The organism is Nostoc sp. (assembly GCF_035638895.1).
Classification (GTDB): Bacteria; Cyanobacteriota; Cyanobacteriia; order Cyanobacteriales; family Nostocaceae; genus Nostoc.
In genome coordinates, this window is record NZ_DASQZC010000585.1 from 1 (window position 1) to 16,229 (window position 16,229).

Here is a 16,229-nt window from a genome sequence, read left to right on the forward strand (position 1 = left end):
CGAAACCGCAAAATTTCCGTGGCCATCACCAAAGCGATCGCTCATTGTTCGATGCAAGCGATCGCGTCCTTGACGACTCAGTTGATAAAGGTGCTGCGGCCGCCCCATGCCCGCCGCCTGCACTGATGTAGAATACAAAACTAGCTCCTCCGTCTCCAAATCTTTGAGATGGCGACGAATCGCTTGGGGGGTAACGTCTAAAACTTCAGCTAGCTCCAAAGCCGTTGCTTTTTCGTGTTTGTGCAGATATTCTAGGATATCTTCCTTGGTTGAGGACTGGTGGGTAGTCGCCATCTTCATGTGGTGCGAGACGTTCAGCGAACGTCCCAAAAATTTATTTGAAAATTTGACTTTGACAACATTGTTGTTGTTAATTTAGCGTAAAATGAAGATAGATTAAACAACATAGCTGTTGTTTTACTCTCCACCACTATTCTAGCAGCCGTGTAACCATTCCGTAACGGTAGATGGGAATCGGCTAAAGAAACCCCGTCTCCCATCCTTATAGAGAGATTCAAGTTCCGAACACGAGAGATTATTACTGATGAGTGCCACTGTCAAAACCTTAGTCAACCAACCCTACAAGTACGGCTTTGTCACAGACATTGAGTCCGACACCATACCGCGTGGACTAGACGAGGACGTTATCCGCTTGATCTCCTCTAAGAAGAACGAGCCGCAATTCATGCTGGACTTTCGCCTCAGAGCTTATCGCCAGTGGCAAAAAATGACGGAACCAACTTGGCCGAATGTCAAGTATCCGCCAATCAATTATCAGGATATCATTTATTACTCAGCGCCAAAACGCAAGAAAGAAAAACTAAACAGCTTGGATGAAGTTGATCCAACCCTTTTAGAAACCTTCGAGAAGTTAGGCATTTCTCTATCTGAACAGAAACGACTGGCAAATGTCGCCGTCGATGCAATTTTTGATAGCGTTTCTGTTGCCACTACATTTAAAGAAAAGCTAGCGGAAGATGGCGTTATTTTCTGTTCGTTTTCGGAAGCGTTGCAAGAACACCCAGAACTGATTAAAAAATATTTGGGTAGCGTTGTTCCCATAGCTGACAATTATTTTGCCGCCTTAAACGCCGCCGTATTTAGCGATGGTTCTTTTGTCTATATTCCTAAAGGCGTAAAATGCCCAATGGAACTGTCTACCTACTTCCGCATCAACTCTGGTGATACGGGACAATTTGAGCGGACTTTGATTGTCGCTGAAGAAGGTAGTTATGTTTCTTACCTTGAAGGTTGCACTGCACCGATGTATGATAGCAACCAATTGCACGCCGCAGTTGTGGAACTCGTCGCTCTCGACAACGCCGAAATTAAATACTCCACTGTGCAAAACTGGTACGCTGGGGATGCCAATGGTAAAGGCGGTATTTACAACTTTGTCACCAAGCGCGGTTTGTGTCAGGGCGTAAACTCCAAGATTTCCTGGACTCAAGTAGAAACAGGTTCGGCAATTACTTGGAAATATCCTAGCTGTGTGTTGGTGGGTGATAACTCTGTGGGTGAGTTTTACTCGGTGGCGCTGACAAATCATCAGCAGCAAGCCGATACAGGCAGTAAGATGATTCACGTAGGCAAGAATACCCGCAGTACAATTATTTCTAAAGGAATCTCCGCAGGTAATTCTAGTAATAGTTACCGGGGTTTGGTGAAAGTTAATCCGACGGCGAAAGGGGCGAGAAATTATTCTCAGTGTGACTCAATGCTGATTGGGGATAATGCCCATGCCAACACTTTCCCTTATATTCAGGTGCAAAATAACGGTGCGAAGGTGGAGCATGAAGCTTCTACTTCTAAGATTGGGGAAGATCAGTTATTTTACTTTGCTCAACGGGGTATTTCTTCTGAAGATGCTATTTCGATGATGATTAGCGGCTTCTGTAAGGATGTTTTCAATCAGCTACCGATGGAGTTTGCTGTGGAAGCTGATAAGTTGTTGAGTTTGAAGTTGGAAGGCAGTGTTGGATAAATGGAAGCAAGGATAAACACAGGGACATCGGCGTTCTGTGTTTATCTTTTGGAAGAATGACGAACCGCCAAGACGCCAAGAGCGCAGAGAAGGGAGAGAAGATGATTATTGAAAATAGTGAAGTTGTGCTGTCAGTTAGGAATCTGACGGCTAATGTTGATGGGACACCGATTTTGAAAGGTGTGAATCTGGAGGTGCGATCGGGTGAAATTCATGCGATCATGGGGCCGAATGGTTCTGGTAAGAGTACCTTTTCTAAGGTGTTGGCTGGGCATCCGGCGTATGAGGTAACTGGCGGTGAAGTGATTTTCCAGGGGCAAAATTTACTGGAGTTGGAACCGGAAGAACGCGCTAGAAGTGGTGTGTTTTTGGCGTTTCAGTATCCGTTAGAAATTCCGGGTGTGAGCAATTTGGATTTCTTACGGGTGGCGTACAATTCCCGGCGCAAGGCGCAAGGTTTAGAGGAAATAGACGCTTTTGATTTTGACGATTTGATTGAGGAAAAGCTGGATGTGGTGAAGATGAATCCCAGTTTTCTTAGTCGGAGTTTGAATGAAGGGTTTTCTGGTGGTGAGAAAAAGCGGAATGAAATTCTGCAAATGGCGCTACTGGAACCAAAGTTAGGAATTTTGGATGAAACAGATTCGGGTTTGGATATTGACGCGCTCCGAATTGTGGCGAATGGGGTAAATCAACTGGCAAGTCCAGAAAATTCTACAATTTTGATTACTCACTACCAACGATTACTCGATTATATTGTGCCTGATTTTGTCCATGTGATGGCACAGGGGCAGATTATCACCAGTGGTGGTAAAGAACTAGCGCTGGAATTAGAGTCTCGCGGTTATGACTGGGTGCTAGAAGAATTTGCAGCTGCTGAGGTGGGTGTGTAATGAATATTGAAGTATCTCCTAGTCCAATACCTAATTCAAATGCAGTTAGTTTGACATCGATGTTAGATAGAGATGATTATCTGACTGGGTTGTTAAATCAAGTAACGGCAACTAAAACAGAAGGTTGGTTGCAGGAATTACGCCAAAGTGCTGCAAATTGGGTACGTCACTCCATTATCCCGACTACCCGCGAGGAAGAATGGCGATTTACTGATTTGTCGTCTCTGCGAAAGGTGCAATTTAATAATGTAGAGACGCGAAAATTCGCGTCTTTGCAATTTGATATTTTGCCAGAGGCGGCTAATAGTCGTTTGGTATTTGTTAATGGCATTTTTGCGCCGGAGTTATCCGCAGTTTCAGATTTACCATCTGGAATTGTGGTGAGTAATTTGGCTGGTTTGTCTACGGTTGAGCAGGAAGATGTACAGCAGTATTTAGCTCAAGCTGAGGGAGCGCAGGAGGTTTTTACTGCTCTCAATACGGCTGGGATAACTGATGCAGCTGTGGTGTGGGTGAAGAAGAATGTGGTAGTTGAAACGCCAATTCATTTGGTGTTTATTTCGGTTGCGGGGGAGACTGCGACGATTTCACAGCCGCGTTGTTTGGTGGTAGCGGAAAGTGGTTCGCAAGTGACGTTGGTTGAGGAGTATGTGGCAGGCAAGATGCCTACCCCACGAGAGGAAGGAGTTTACTTAACTAACGCGGTTACGGAAGTTTGGGTTGGTGACAATGCCCAAGTGATTCACACTAGGATTGAGCAAGAAGGTGCAGAGGCTTTTCATATTGGGAAAACTGCGATCGCACAAGCTCGTGATAGTCGATATACTTGTCATGCCATAACTTTAGGTGCAAAGTTGTCACGGCATAATTTGGAAATTTTGCAAACTGGTGAGCAGACACAAACTACTCTCAATGGTTTGACGGTAATTTCTGGTAAGCAGTTGTCTGATACTCACAGTGCGATCGCACTTAACTATCCTCACGGTACAAGTGACCAATTGCATAAATGTATTGTAGGCGATCGCGCTCACGCAGTCTTCAATGGTAAAGTTTTTGTACCCAAACTAGCGCAGTTAACAAATGCATCCCAGTTGAATCGCAATTTGCTGCTATCGTCTAAAGCCAGAGTTGATACCAAACCCCAATTGGAAATTACTGCCGATAATGTCAAATGCGCTCACGGTGCTACCGTTAGCCAATTAGAAGATGACGAAATATTTTATCTGCAAAGTCGGGGAATTGATGAAAACGATGCTCGGAAGTTGTTAATTAACGCCTTCGCTGCCGAAGTCATCAACAAAATACCGATTCCCTCTCTGCGAGAAATCCTTTTAAACACAGTGAATAATCTCAAGTCCCTGACTAATGAGTAATAACTAATCTACCAATGACTTTCACTCCTACCAAAACCCTTGCTGATAAAGTTCGCGCTGACTTCCCGATATTGCATCAGGAAGTCAACGAGAAACCCCTGGTTTATCTCGATAATGCTGCGACATCGCAAAAGCCTTTATTCGTATTAAATGCTTTGCGGGACTATTACGAGCAATATAATGCTAACGTGCATCGAGGTGCCCATTCTCTAAGTGCTAAAGCTACTGATGCTTATGAAGGCGCTAGAGATAAGATTGCCAAATTCATCAATGCTGCATCGCGTCAGGAAATCGTCTACACCCGCAACGCAAGTGAGGCAATTAACCTAGTAGCCTACAGTTGGGGAATGAATAATTTGCAGCCGGGAGATGAAATTATTCTGTCGGTGATGGAACACCACAGTAATATTGTGCCTTGGCAATTGATTGCACAAAAAACGGGTGCAGTACTGAAATTTGTTGAATTAACACCAGAAGAAACTTTTGATTTGGAACAGTTTAAAAAGCTGATTTCCGAGAAAACTAAGCTGGTGTCGGTGGTGCATATTTCTAATACTCTGGGTTGTATTAACCCAGTAGAAGAAATTGGTGCGATCGCACACAAATATGGTGCTAAATTTTTAGTTGATGCTTGCCAAAGTGTTCCTCACTATCCTGTAGATGTGCAGAAGATAGATTGTGATTGGTTGGTAGCATCTGGTCATAAAATGTGCGCTCCAACTGGGATAGGATTTCTGTATGGCAAGTTGGAATTGTTGGAATCAATGCCACCATTTTTTGGTGGTGGTGAGATGATTGCAGAAGTGTATTTAGACCATTCAACTTATGCAGAATTACCGCATAAATTTGAAGCTGGTACACCTGCAATTGGGGAAGCGATCGCACTTGGTGCTGCGATAGATTATCTTAACAGTATCGGCATGGATAAAATCCACGCCTACGAAGCAGAATTAACAGCTTATTTGTTCAAACAATTAGAGCAAATTCCCCAAATTAGAATTTACGGCCCCAAACCAAATGCTAAAGGGGAAGGTAGAGCCGCTCTCGCGTCGTTTACAGCCGGGGAAGTCCACGCCAACGACTTATCTACATTATTAGATCAAGAAGGCGTTGCCATCCGTTCTGGACACCACTGCACACAACCATTACACCGCTACTTAGGTCTTCCTGCAACCGCACGAGCAAGTCTATCTTTCTACAACACCCGCGAAGAAATTGATGTTTTCATCAAAGCACTGAAAGAAACTCTCGACTTCTTTGCAGGTTTCCTTGCTTAGAGTTACAAAATATTTAGATACTAATTGTGCCAAATATCAGCAACATATCTTGCTAATAGTTGGCACAATTTAATTATCTGGATTATTTACAGGAGTAACTAAAGTGTCATACAGTGACTTTACTTTAGACAGAGTTAGAAAAACTTTTGGCTTAACTATTTCTGATAAAATTGATATATTTGCATCTGTACAAGAAGTAGAGTGTCCATCATTACTTGCAGAACTATTGCGGGAAAATGTACCTTTAGCTCTTGCTAGTAATACTGAAAAATCCCGTTCAGAGATGATTATTGCACCTATTTTAATTGCTGTAAGGAAATGTTTAAATAATCAAATAAGTTTATTTTCTGGTATCGATTTTACTGTTGACTTAGCACAAGGTTTAAATGGAAATTGCGATTTTATTATTAGTCGTTCACCAGAATTACTAATTCTGAATGCACCAGTTGTCACAATTGTAGAAGCTAAAAAAGAAAATATCAATGCAGGATTAGGTCAGTGTGTAGCAGAAATGTTAGCAGCTAAATTGTTTAATGAACGTGAGGGTAATAACATTCAGGCAATTTATGGAACTGTCACCACTGGAACTAACTGGAAGTTTTTGAAGCTTATTGGGCAAGTGATTGAAATTGACTTGAGCGAGTATTATATTAATAACATAGGTAAAATTATCGGGATTTTATCTAACATCCTGACAGAAGAAGTATTTTAACTAATTCTGGAGATTTAACAAGTTTTGTGGTAGCGTCTAAATCCCGTTAGAAATCTTAATTACGAATTACGAATTACGAATTACGAATTATTTTAATATGCTTGTCAAGTCAACCTCTGCTGAACAAAGAACAGTGCTACATAACATTAGCTGGGAAACCTTTGAAGCCTTGCTGAGAGATACAGGTGAAGATAGAGGTTCTCGCTTTGCTTATGACTGCGGTGTTTTAGAAATCATGACTCCACTTTTTGAACATGAAAACCCCAAAATTCAATTTGACCGTTTTATTCTAGTTTTAGCTGAAGAATTAGGAATTGAAATTAGAAGCGCTGGTTCTACAACATTGAAGCGGAAAATATCAAAGCGGGGAATAGAGCCAGATACTTGCTATTATATCCAGAATGAACTAGCCATTAGGGGTAAGCAAAGTTTAGATTTAGAAAATGATCCGCCACCTGACTTAGCAGTTGAGATTGATATTACCAGTAGTTCAGTTAACAAATTGGGGATTTATTCAGCGTTGGGTGTAACTGAACTTTGGAGATACGACGGGCAAAATTTAAAATTTTATCAGTTGATAGAAGGGCAATATGTCGAGTGTAAGTTTAGTATTGCCTTCCCTATAGTTTCAGTGAGTGAGATAAGCAGATTTATTGAGCAGAGTAAAAGTATAGGAGAAATTGCTTTACTTAAATCATTTCGCGTTTGGGCTAAGGATAAAATAGGATAGTTATTCATATTGTATTTTACTCTATTATCTGGATTACAGTCTGCCGGATTGTATGGTGAAATTACGGGTTATATTGTGAACTTTTACCAGACAAACAACAAAATCAGAATTGCAGTAATTATGGTTTACCAATTATAGTTACCGCATTTGTACCAGCCTACTTTGCCTGTTCATAAGCAGCATTGATTTTAGCTAGCGATCGCAGCCGTTCGTCATTGTCTACAGTATGTATGCATTTTTGTACAAGGTAGCAGCGATTTTGAGGTTAATGTTCTATAACCCATCCAATGCCTTCACAGCCTGGGCAAAGTAGCCGCTTTAAATGCTCTGTTTCGAGTGCTTGTTTCCCATTCCAGTCGTCGGGGGAAACTACAAAAACGCGATTGCTACCACAGAAGGCGCAAAGTACTTTCTTGGTCTTGGTTTTTCTCTGTTCAAAGTTTGTCATTGCTACGTAGTTTACCGCCGTAAGCATCCCTCTTTGGTTTTGATGTGCATTAAACAATTATTGTCCATCTCTAAAACCTACTTTTATAAGGGATTTGGGGCAATGACACGAACTCTTTAAAGTGGATAATAATACTTTAATGTACAGGAATGTGAAAATTTAACCCAACTTTGGTATTCTAAGAATTAAAAAATGAGAAAATTGTCTGAAAAAATTAGATTATGTCACACGAATCCATTTTCGATAGCAGAACACGCAAATCTAACTTAGTTTCGTTTAAGTTAGAAGACATTCGACTTCAAGTGGAGAATAACGAAGTTGCTGATGTTACAGTTAACTTGGATTATATCGATGGGCTGAACCCAAGTGAATTAAAAAATGTCGTACCCATTGCTAATAAGATCAAAGATTACCTGACTAATTATCCAAATAATCCCAATGACTTATTTGAAGTTATCAATCGCAATCTCACGGAAGAACTGCTAACTGATGACAATCTAGGGCTTTCTGAGGTGCTAGACTCTTTAAGTGTGAATCTTGATGCCGCACCTGCCATTATTCCTTTCCAATTTGACAGCACAAGTACTCGTACCCCAAATAGTGACATAAACGATATTATTTCATTTCGTTTAGAAGACGTTACATCTCCAATTGATGGTGGTATAGTTGCCGATGTCACTGTTAATTTAGATTATCTTGATGGAATTGACTCAAGTGTATTTAAAGATGTCATACCCATCGGTAATTACATTAAAGATTTCTTGGGAAATTATCCAGTAGAAGCAGGTCTTTATGAAGTCCTCAATCGCGACCTTACCCAAGGATTACTAAATGATAGCAATATAGGGCTATCTGGGGTATTGGACTCATTAAGCGTTAATCTGGATGTGTCACCAAAAATTATTCCTTTCCAATTTGACACCACAATTACCCGCACAGCCAATGGTGATATTAACAATATTGTCTCATTTCAATTAGAAGATATTTTACTTCCTATTGATGGTGCTAGTGTTGCTGATGTCGTCGTCAACTTGGATTATATCGATGAAATTGACCCAAACGCCTTCAAAGATGTCATCCCCCTTGGTAATTTCATTGAAGATTATCTCACAAATTATTCTCATCCCAATGACTCTTTTGAAGTCGTAAACAACAATTTAGGCAATGCATTGCTAACTGATTCTAATCTAGGACTTTTCTCGGTGCTAGACTCACTAACTGTTACGTTAGGTGCATCACCTGGTGTTATTCCTTTTCAATTTAATAATACTGCCACCCTTACCCCAATTGGGACTACAATCTTTGGAGGAAGCGAATTTACTCAGTTTTGTGATATCTACGGTATTGTCTAGGTTAACGGAGGGTGATAGGAGGTAACAGGATTTAGGATAATTTATCCAATCACTAGTAAGAATGTAATCAAAGCGATCGCACCTCACAAAATCAACTCAAAGAATCTGGATCTATCCCCAACCTTCGCAATTCTTCTGCTAGTCTTTGAACGCGTTCTTCAGCAGTGGTAGCGCGTTGTTCGGCAGCGATCGCTCGTTCTTCTGGTGTTAAATATCTAACTCCTTGTTTGTCATACCAATACAACCAATCTCGCGTAATTCCCTGATAGGTTCCCCGTTCATAACCAATTGCTAAACCTATCTCTGATAACCAAACTAAATTTCCTGGCTGCAATACATATTCACCATTTACAAAGCGATAAACTTCTAAAGGTGGTTTTCTCCGACGTTGGGGATTGTAAACAACATAATACAAAATCTCCATCTCAGCATAAAGTTTCTTTTTGCTGGTGTATTCCCCACGCCGTCTGTGAGAAACAACTTCTAATGCCATAATTGGCATCACCTTTTCTTCCCACAACACATAGCTTAAACGTAAGTTCTCATCAAAAACTCGCTCGACTCCTAAACTTAAAAACCCATCGGGTACAATCGGCGGTAATTCGGGATCATAATATATCCCTATATCAACCCCAAAAAACCAATCCATCCGGTTTGTCCACAGCCAAGCTAAGATGGCTTCTAGCAAGCCAGGAATCAAATGTTGTAGTTGATTATCCACAGGTTCATCGTCCGAATCGGGCAGATCCTCGGCGGAGGGTAAGCAGTGCAATGGGTTGTAATTTAACATGGTGGGTGCAAGCGCAAACTTATAATATTGATGATATCTATCCACCTCTGACTTTTTCTTGCGATAATTCCCAAGGGGGACGCGCTCTCCATTGGTTAGTAAAAGAGGGATAGATGACACTCAAGCGATTAGTTTTAATTTTTATACTGACGCCGATAGCAGTTCTGTTGGCAGTTTCGGCTTTATTCAGTAGTTGGCAAGAACCTCAGTTCCAAAGTCGCCTAGAACTATACCAAACTAATATTGCTCTCCAAGCCCAAGCTTGGCAATCAGAAGATAGTGGTGATGACAATCTCAAAGCCGTTCAGGAAGCAATACTTGGTGAGCAACCCCTGGAGGGCGCCACAAAGCAGTATCAAGAGGCGCGTCGATCAGTTGAAGCTAATTTAGACAAAGTTAACAATAAACTTGCACAATTACGCTCTCAACCTGAAATCACTCCCATACCTCCGAAACCTTTACCGGATGTTTCTCCCACTACTAAAACTTCTAAACAGGGAGAGCAACAGTTACAGCAGTCCCTTAAGCAATTACAAAAATTACTGGCTGAATTAGACTTGCGCGTGGGAATTTTACAAGCACAGCAAGGACAGACGGATACAGCTCTCAAAACTTGGAGCGAATTACAACAACGCTCAGATATCAATCTAGAATCTGGAGAAACCGCAGCTGTATTAAGTGGACTATGGAGCAATCCTCCTCGTCTGCTCCAAAATTCTCAAGAACGGATTCAGAAGAATTTAGAAGGTTGGTTTCGCTCTACTGCTTTGGTTCAGCTATACCAACTCCAGCAACGACAAGACGCTTTATCAGCAGTTAAAGCTGCACAACAAGAATCTGCTGCTCAAGCGGTGATCAAATTAGCAGTTATTGGCACTATCCCCACTTTGGCAGCTTTAACTGGTTTAATATTGCTGATTTTCTTAATTGCTCAACGCTTGTTGAAAGGAAAAGCCTCGTTACTAGCTCAAAATTCTGATGTCCCTTGGTCAACACCTTGGGATGGTGAAACGATTTTGCAGGTTTTTATCGTCGGCTTTTTCTTCATGGGACAAATTTTTGTCCCTTTATTGCTCTCGCTGCTCCCCATCCCTCGGCCTGCGGGTGATGTGCGACTTCAAGCTTTTTATGTTTTAGTTAGTTACTTTCTAGTAGCATCGGGTGCGTTGTTAGTGCTGTATTTCTCTCTCAAACGCTTTTTTCCATTACCAGAATTTTGGTTTCGCTTCCGTTTTCAAGATAATTGGTTTTTGTGGGGACTGGGAGGCTATTGCGCGGCTTTACCTATAGTTGTGGTAGTATCTTTGATCAATCAACAGCTATGGCAAGGACAGGGTGGTAGTAACCCTTTGTTGCAATTAGCGCTGGAAAGCCAAGATGGTGTAGCACTTGGTATATTTTTCTCCACAGCAGCGATCGCAGCTCCATTTTTTGAAGAAATTCTGTTTCGCGGCTTTTTGTTACCCTCTCTGACTCGCTACTTACCCGTGTGGGGAGCGATTCTGATCAGTAGTTTGTTGTTTGCGATCGCTCACCTCAGTTTGTCAGAAATTCTCCCCCTCACTGCATTGGGCATTGTCTTAGGGGTCGTTTACACGCGATCGCGCAACCTCCTGGCTCCTATGCTCCTTCACAGCCTCTGGAATAGTGGTACATTATTAAGTCTATTTGTCTTAGGTAGCAATTAGCACTAAAAAAGCACTGTTGCCAAAAATAAAAATATCTGATTTTATCTGCGTAGGTAAGAACAATTACTAGTTATATCTTGTGATTAGTGCGATCGCGTTTCATGCCCTGTGGAAGCGATGTCTACGACAGGTTACGCCTATGCAAAAAATCCGGAAATAATACTGATGGACTTGTAAAAAGTGGTGTAGCAGTTTTCGCTGATTCGTGAGGTTCATTTCTCTCAAGATAAATGTCTTACTTAAAAATCTGCAAAATTGCTGCACTAGGGTTTGCGATCGTCAAATCCACCAAAAATTATTAAGGAGCGCCAGATTTTCCGGCTATGCCGGAAGACATTTTAGCGTACCCTCTGTAATAGAAGAAAAGTATGCTGATTTTGGTTATTTCTCTTGGGGCTTACTTGTACTGAAAAAATTAAAAATATATGTATTAAGCAAGTAGATGTATTTGCTTTGATTACAATAAAGATTTTATTTTTATACCTCACTTATCAAGGAGCAGCACTATGTCAAATTTCAACCCCACTCACCCTACCAAACAACTTCTAGCTGGTTACTGTGGCATTATCCTTGGAGGATTTGGGGTTCATAAGTTTATTCTAGGATACGCTCCAGAAGGCTTTACCATGTTGGTGATTTCTGTAGTCGGAGGTTCTTTCACTTATGGTATTGCCTTGTTAGTCATGCTACTTGTAGGTTTAATTGAAGGCATGATTTATTTGAACAAGCCTCCTGAAGAATTTGTAAATACCTACTTTGTGAATAAACAGGGCTGGTTCTAGTGTAAGAAGGCAGTTCATGCTTAGAGGCAGATTATATTTCTTTTTATAAGAAGAATTCAGAACTCAGAAGTCAGAATTCAGTATGAATTTTGTATGAGTGGGTGATAGTGTAGCCTCTTCTCTTCCTCGCCTTAAACTTCTATCCCTTTATGGGTAGATAATTCTGTATTCTGACTCCTGATTTATTGATATGCTCATTTTCAAACCTAAACAGCTTAACTGGGCAATATTCTTCTTGTTGGGCATAGGGTATTTCAGCGTTATGTCTCATTTGGAAATCAACTATTTCTTAAAAAGCCTGATTGCGATCATGCCAATGCAGGTGGTAGCTATTATTTATGTGACTTATTTACGCTGGAGCCGTCATTGACCCTCAGCAAGATACGATAAATTAAGAAATTTAATAGGGTTGACATACAGTCGTAGTTCCATATTTCGCCTACGCTCAAATTAGAGACGCTTTTACTCAGGCGTTGAATTTCTGTAGCGAATCTAAACACTTGCCATGCAACTTGTCCCAAAAACTAAGCTAGCCCCAGAATTTGACCCAATCCTAGAGAAAATTATTCTCGATGTTGGGGGTATGAAGTGTGCGGGGTGTGTGAACGCAGTAGAGCGACAGCTAACCCAACATCCAGGAGTCAAGAGTGCCTGTGTGAACCTGGCCACAGAAGTAGCAGTTGTAGAGTCAGAAACTGGTGCGGTAGATGCAGATGCACTAGCACAAAGATTAACAGCCGTTGGATTCCCGACTCAACCCCGAAAACCTAATGGCATCGCAGGCGAGATATCTACCTTACCAGACCCAGCAGAACGACAACGCCGAGAAATGCGCTCTTCTGTTAGGCAGTTAGCGATCGCTGCAATCTTACTATTATTGTCAGGAAGTGGACATTTTGGTAATCTTGGTAGCTTAGTGCTGCCAGTGCTAAATAACATCTGGTTTCACTGTGGACTGGCGACAGTAGCGTTATTAATTCCTGGTCGCCCGATTATAGTAGATGGCTGGCTGGGCTGGCGGCGAAATGCGCCTAACATGAACACCCTGGTGGGACTGGGAACGCTGACAGCCTACATTGCTAGTTTAGTCGCGCTGCTCTTTCCGAAAATGGGTTGGGAGTGCTTCTTTGACGAACCAGTGATGATGCTGGGCTTTATTCTTTTGGGAAGGACATTAGAGCAACAAGCTAGAGGTCGTGCTGCTGCTGCATTTAGGAAATTACTAGCACTCCAGCCACAGGTAGCACGATTGATTGCCAACCCAGAGAAAGGAGGAATGGGATCTTCTAGCGTAGAGATTCCTGCTGAACAGGTGCGTGTTGGTGAATGGGTACAAGTGCTGCCAGGTGATAAAATCCCTGTCGATGGTGAAGTGGTAGTTGGTAAAACAACGGTGGATGAATCCATGTTGACTGGGGAAGCCGTGCCAGTAATTAAGCAACCAGGCGATATGGTGACAGGAGGGACGCTAAACCAATCAGGAGCGATCGCTATTCAAACAACCCGGACTGGAAGTGATACAACTTTAGCTCGAATTGTCGCCCTAGTAGAAGCCGCCCAAACTCGAAAAGCCCCAGTACAGAAATTAGCAGATACAGTAGCTGGTTACTTTACTTATGGAGTGCTGACAGCATCTGTATTAACATTTGTCTTTTGGTACTTTTTCGGCACTCACATCTGGACTGATGTCAGCATGTCTGGTGGCATGGAAATGATGGGCCACGCTACACATGAAGCTCCCCACTCCCCTTTATTAATTAGTTTAAAACTAGCGATCGCAGTTATGGTAGTCGCCTGTCCCTGTGCTTTGGGACTTGCCACACCAACAGCCATTCTTGTCGGGACTGCTATGGGCGCAGAACGGGGTCTGTTAATCAAAGGCGGCGATGTTTTAGAAAAAGTACACAAGTTAAACACCGTAGTCTTTGATAAAACCGGCACTTTGACCACGGGTAATCCCATCGTTACAGATTGTCTGTTAATTGAGGAAATGGGGAGTGGGGAGTGGGGAGTAGGGAGTATGGAAACCCACTCCCCACTCTCTACTCCCTACTCCCTAATCCAACTAGCAGCAGCCGTAGAAAGCGGTACTCACCACCCCCTAGCAAAAGCGATTCAGCAAGAAGCACAACAGCAACATTTATCTATTCCAGAGGCTGTGGACTTTCACACGGAACCAGGACTAGGGGTATCTGCTGTCGTAGAGGGCAAAATTGTACTATTGGGTAACTGGGACTGGTTGAGTTGGCACGGCATTGCCATTAACGAAACTGCACAACAGGTAGCAGAGGATTTGGCAACAGATGGTAAAACAGTCGTTTGCGTAGCTGTTGGTGGGACTTTAGCTGGGTTAATTGCTGTTTCTGATACCCTTAGACCAGATGCCCAATCCACCGTAGACAAATTGCGTCAGATGGGCTTACGGGTAATGCTACTCAGTGGCGATCGCCAAGAAGCAGCTAATGCCATAGCCAAACAACTAGGATTAGATAGTGCTGATGTCATAGCAGGTGTTCCCCCAGCAAAAAAAGCGGCTGCAATACAGTCTCTCCAGTTAAAAGGGACAAGGGGACAAGGAGACAAGGGGACAAAGAAAACTCCTAACTCCTCACTCCGTACAGACACGATTAATCGCGTCTCTATCCACTCAGTAGTCGCAATGGTAGGAGATGGAATCAACGATGCTCCAGCTTTATCGCAGGCAGATGTAGGAATTGCTTTACACTCCGGGACAGATGTGGCGATGGAAACTGCTGAAATTGTCCTAATGCGCGATCGCTTAAACGATGTCGTCGAATCTATTCAGCTTAGTCGCGCCACTTTCAACAAAATCCGCCAAAATTTATTCTGGGCTTTTGCATATAATACAGTTGGAATTCCTTTAGCAGCAGGCGTTTTGTTCCCTAGTCTGGGTTTTGTTCTTAACCCCTCTGGTGCTGCTGCATTAATGGCTTTTAGCTCTGTTAGCGTCGTTACAAACTCAATATTATTACGGCGATTAGCTCATCACCCCTAGAATTTGCATCTCAACAATCTCAAATTAAACTGAGTTGCCCCGTCAGGCTTTTACGCAGCCCATAGAGCCTCTTGGGAAACTTACCAAAGCTATCATAGCTAGTGGAGTAGAACGAATATGTTCTACTCTTTCAAGGTATTATGCAACTTTAAAGCTTACTTAGATCAGCACCACAGACTTATGGTGCGCGAAAATGGCAAGATACGATACTAAACATATATTGATTAATCACAGTTTCACCAATTTGTCAATGGCAGCAGAAACCAATGAAAACCATCTACTGATTATTGAAGACGATCAAGGTCGCAAAGAATTTTCTCTGGAGCACCCCGTCTACTCTATCGGTAGAGATCGTGAGTGTAATATCCGTTTGATGTCGCAGTTTGTCTCCCGCCGCCATGCCACATTAGTGAGATTGCCACGAGATCATAATAGTCAGAGCTACTATTACCGGATTGTAGATGGCGATGCCAAAGGCAAGCCTAGTTCCAACGGTTTGATGATTAATGGACGTAAAATACCAGCTCACGATCTCAGAAATGAAGATGAGATCGTTTTTGGCCCTCAAGTACGTGCTATTTATTACCTTTTAAGAAACACTCAACGTTTGGGACAAACGGATTCGAGTGAGTACGATATTACATTAATAAACCCCGGCATGGCCGAGGATTTAGAGGATGTGGGAGAGTGAATTATAACTACCAATAACAACTTGATAATCCCACGGCTTGAAGGCGTGGGAGTGTCAATTCAATCACCAAAGCTATCCTGCAATACTTTCAATCAAATGCCAATGGCGGCTACTTTCAATAGACTGCTTGATAGCTTCAAACATTTGTCGGCAGTAATTATCTAGTTGGAGTGGTAGTTCTTCATTTTTAATCACAATGCTCATCCGAGTTTCTGTTTCAGTAGATTTTGATTTATCAATCAATACTTCTACTGTGATCAATTTAGGAAAAGGAACATGCCCCGGAACCTCACGAGCGATAATATAATCGCCAGTGTAGTATTGAATATCCAACTGACAGTCCTGTAGAAGTTCTACAAGTAACGGCAACAGATGGTCACTAGGAACAGAAACAGTAAATGAACAGGTATAGCGAGCCATAATAGCCCCACGCCTTGCAACACTCTGTCCATCCTATAATACTGAAGTATCTAAACGAAAAGTGATTAAACCA

15 protein-coding genes are annotated in these 16,229 nt (G+C 42.2%); 11 read left to right on the top strand and 4 right to left on the bottom strand.

Annotated features, from left to right (window positions below; genetic code table 11):
- The coding region (locus VE944_RS28970; protein WP_324985602.1) for a helix-turn-helix transcriptional regulator at positions 1–294 on the bottom strand (294 nt) is incomplete at its 3' end.
- Between the two features lie 250 nt (positions 295–544).
- Here VE944_RS28970 and sufB point away from each other — a divergent pair.
- From sufB to VE944_RS29000, 6 genes are all read left to right on the top strand, one after another.
- Positions 545–1,984, top strand: coding sequence for a Fe-S cluster assembly protein SufB (sufB, locus tag VE944_RS28975; RefSeq protein WP_193945658.1), 1,440 nt, complete (start codon positions 545–547; stop codon positions 1,982–1,984).
- Between the two features lie 101 nt (positions 1,985–2,085).
- Positions 2,086–2,877 carry a Fe-S cluster assembly ATPase SufC gene (sufC, locus tag VE944_RS28980; RefSeq protein ID WP_193945662.1) on the top strand — a complete coding sequence of 264 codons (792 nt, stop codon included), beginning with the start codon at positions 2,086–2,088 and terminating at the stop codon, positions 2,875–2,877.
- On the top strand, positions 2,877–4,250 hold the full coding sequence (sufD, locus tag VE944_RS28985; protein WP_324985607.1) for a Fe-S cluster assembly protein SufD: 1,374 nt from the start codon (positions 2,877–2,879) through the stop codon (positions 4,248–4,250). Before sufC ends, sufD begins: the two co-directional genes overlap by 1 nt.
- Before the next feature lie 14 nt (positions 4,251–4,264).
- Positions 4,265–5,527, top strand: coding sequence for a cysteine desulfurase (locus VE944_RS28990; protein ID WP_324985610.1), 1,263 nt, complete (start codon positions 4,265–4,267; stop codon positions 5,525–5,527).
- 103 nt (positions 5,528–5,630) lie between these two features.
- A complete protein-coding gene (locus VE944_RS28995) occupies positions 5,631–6,239 on the top strand; it encodes a hypothetical protein (protein ID WP_324985613.1) in 609 nt (202 codons plus the stop codon).
- Between the two features lie 97 nt (positions 6,240–6,336).
- The gene (locus VE944_RS29000; protein ID WP_324985616.1) at positions 6,337–6,969 is read left to right on the top strand and encodes a Uma2 family endonuclease; all 633 of its coding nucleotides are present in this window, start codon (positions 6,337–6,339) and stop codon (positions 6,967–6,969) included.
- A gap of 265 nt (positions 6,970–7,234) precedes the next feature.
- Here the strand turns inward: VE944_RS29000 and VE944_RS29005 are convergent, their stop codons facing one another.
- The gene (locus tag VE944_RS29005; RefSeq protein WP_324985619.1) at positions 7,235–7,417 is read right to left on the bottom strand and encodes a hypothetical protein; all 183 of its coding nucleotides are present in this window, start codon (positions 7,415–7,417) and stop codon (positions 7,235–7,237) included.
- Between the two features lie 221 nt (positions 7,418–7,638).
- Here VE944_RS29005 and VE944_RS29010 point away from each other — a divergent pair, with 221 nt between their 5' ends.
- A complete protein-coding gene (locus VE944_RS29010) occupies positions 7,639–8,769 on the top strand; it encodes a hypothetical protein (RefSeq protein ID WP_324985622.1) in 1,131 nt (376 codons plus the stop codon).
- A 91-nt stretch (positions 8,770–8,860) separates the two neighbouring features.
- On the opposite strand, the gene VE944_RS29015 is transcribed toward VE944_RS29010, so the two are convergent.
- Entirely contained in the window at positions 8,861–9,559 is a 699-nt protein-coding gene (locus VE944_RS29015; RefSeq protein WP_324985696.1) for a Uma2 family endonuclease, read from the bottom strand.
- A gap of 113 nt (positions 9,560–9,672) precedes the next feature.
- Here VE944_RS29015 and VE944_RS29020 point away from each other — a divergent pair, with 113 nt between their 5' ends.
- The 4 genes from VE944_RS29020 (at position 9,673) to VE944_RS29035 (ending at position 15,736) form a co-directional block, all read left to right on the top strand.
- Entirely contained in the window at positions 9,673–11,247 is a 1,575-nt protein-coding gene (locus VE944_RS29020) for a CPBP family intramembrane glutamic endopeptidase (protein WP_324985625.1), read from the top strand.
- 506 nt (positions 11,248–11,753) lie between these two features.
- The gene (locus VE944_RS29025; protein WP_324985628.1) at positions 11,754–12,029 is read left to right on the top strand and encodes a TM2 domain-containing protein; all 276 of its coding nucleotides are present in this window, start codon (positions 11,754–11,756) and stop codon (positions 12,027–12,029) included.
- 505 nt (positions 12,030–12,534) lie between these two features.
- The gene (locus VE944_RS29030; RefSeq protein ID WP_324985631.1) at positions 12,535–15,045 is read left to right on the top strand and encodes a heavy metal translocating P-type ATPase; all 2,511 of its coding nucleotides are present in this window, start codon (positions 12,535–12,537) and stop codon (positions 15,043–15,045) included.
- A gap of 193 nt (positions 15,046–15,238) precedes the next feature.
- Positions 15,239–15,736 (top strand): FHA domain-containing protein, encoded by a 498-nt coding sequence (locus VE944_RS29035; RefSeq protein WP_324985634.1) that lies wholly within the window; start codon positions 15,239–15,241, stop codon positions 15,734–15,736.
- Positions 15,737–15,808: 72 nt separating this feature from the next.
- Here VE944_RS29035 and VE944_RS29040 read toward each other — a convergent pair whose 3' ends face one another.
- Entirely contained in the window at positions 15,809–16,156 is a 348-nt protein-coding gene (locus tag VE944_RS29040; RefSeq protein ID WP_324985637.1) for a hypothetical protein, read from the bottom strand.
- Positions 16,157–16,229 lie beyond the last annotated feature (73 nt).

What these genes read in the sequence shown, in the direction of transcription:
- sufB (WP_193945658.1), top strand. Translation starts at nt 545, where the DNA reads ATGAGTGCCACTGTCAAAACCTTAGTCAACCAACCCTACAAGTACGGC.
- sufC (WP_193945662.1), top strand. Translation starts at nt 2,086, where the DNA reads ATGATTATTGAAAATAGTGAAGTTGTGCTGTCAGTTAGGAATCTGACG.
- sufD (WP_324985607.1), top strand. Translation starts at nt 2,877, where the DNA reads ATGAATATTGAAGTATCTCCTAGTCCAATACCTAATTCAAATGCAGTT.
- VE944_RS28990 (WP_324985610.1), top strand. Translation starts at nt 4,265, where the DNA reads ATGACTTTCACTCCTACCAAAACCCTTGCTGATAAAGTTCGCGCTGAC.
- VE944_RS29000 (WP_324985616.1), top strand. Translation starts at nt 6,337, where the DNA reads ATGCTTGTCAAGTCAACCTCTGCTGAACAAAGAACAGTGCTACATAAC.
- VE944_RS29005 (WP_324985619.1), bottom strand. Translation starts at nt 7,417, where the DNA reads ATGACAAACTTTGAACAGAGAAAAACCAAGACCAAGAAAGTACTTTGC.
- VE944_RS29010 (WP_324985622.1), top strand. Translation starts at nt 7,639, where the DNA reads ATGTCACACGAATCCATTTTCGATAGCAGAACACGCAAATCTAACTTA.
- VE944_RS29015 (WP_324985696.1), bottom strand. Translation starts at nt 9,559, where the DNA reads ATGTTAAATTACAACCCATTGCACTGCTTACCCTCCGCCGAGGATCTG.
- VE944_RS29020 (WP_324985625.1), top strand. Translation starts at nt 9,673, where the DNA reads ATGACACTCAAGCGATTAGTTTTAATTTTTATACTGACGCCGATAGCA.
- VE944_RS29025 (WP_324985628.1), top strand. Translation starts at nt 11,754, where the DNA reads ATGTCAAATTTCAACCCCACTCACCCTACCAAACAACTTCTAGCTGGT.
- VE944_RS29030 (WP_324985631.1), top strand. Translation starts at nt 12,535, where the DNA reads ATGCAACTTGTCCCAAAAACTAAGCTAGCCCCAGAATTTGACCCAATC.
- VE944_RS29035 (WP_324985634.1), top strand. Translation starts at nt 15,239, where the DNA reads ATGGCAAGATACGATACTAAACATATATTGATTAATCACAGTTTCACC.
- VE944_RS29040 (WP_324985637.1), bottom strand. Translation starts at nt 16,156, where the DNA reads ATGGCTCGCTATACCTGTTCATTTACTGTTTCTGTTCCTAGTGACCAT.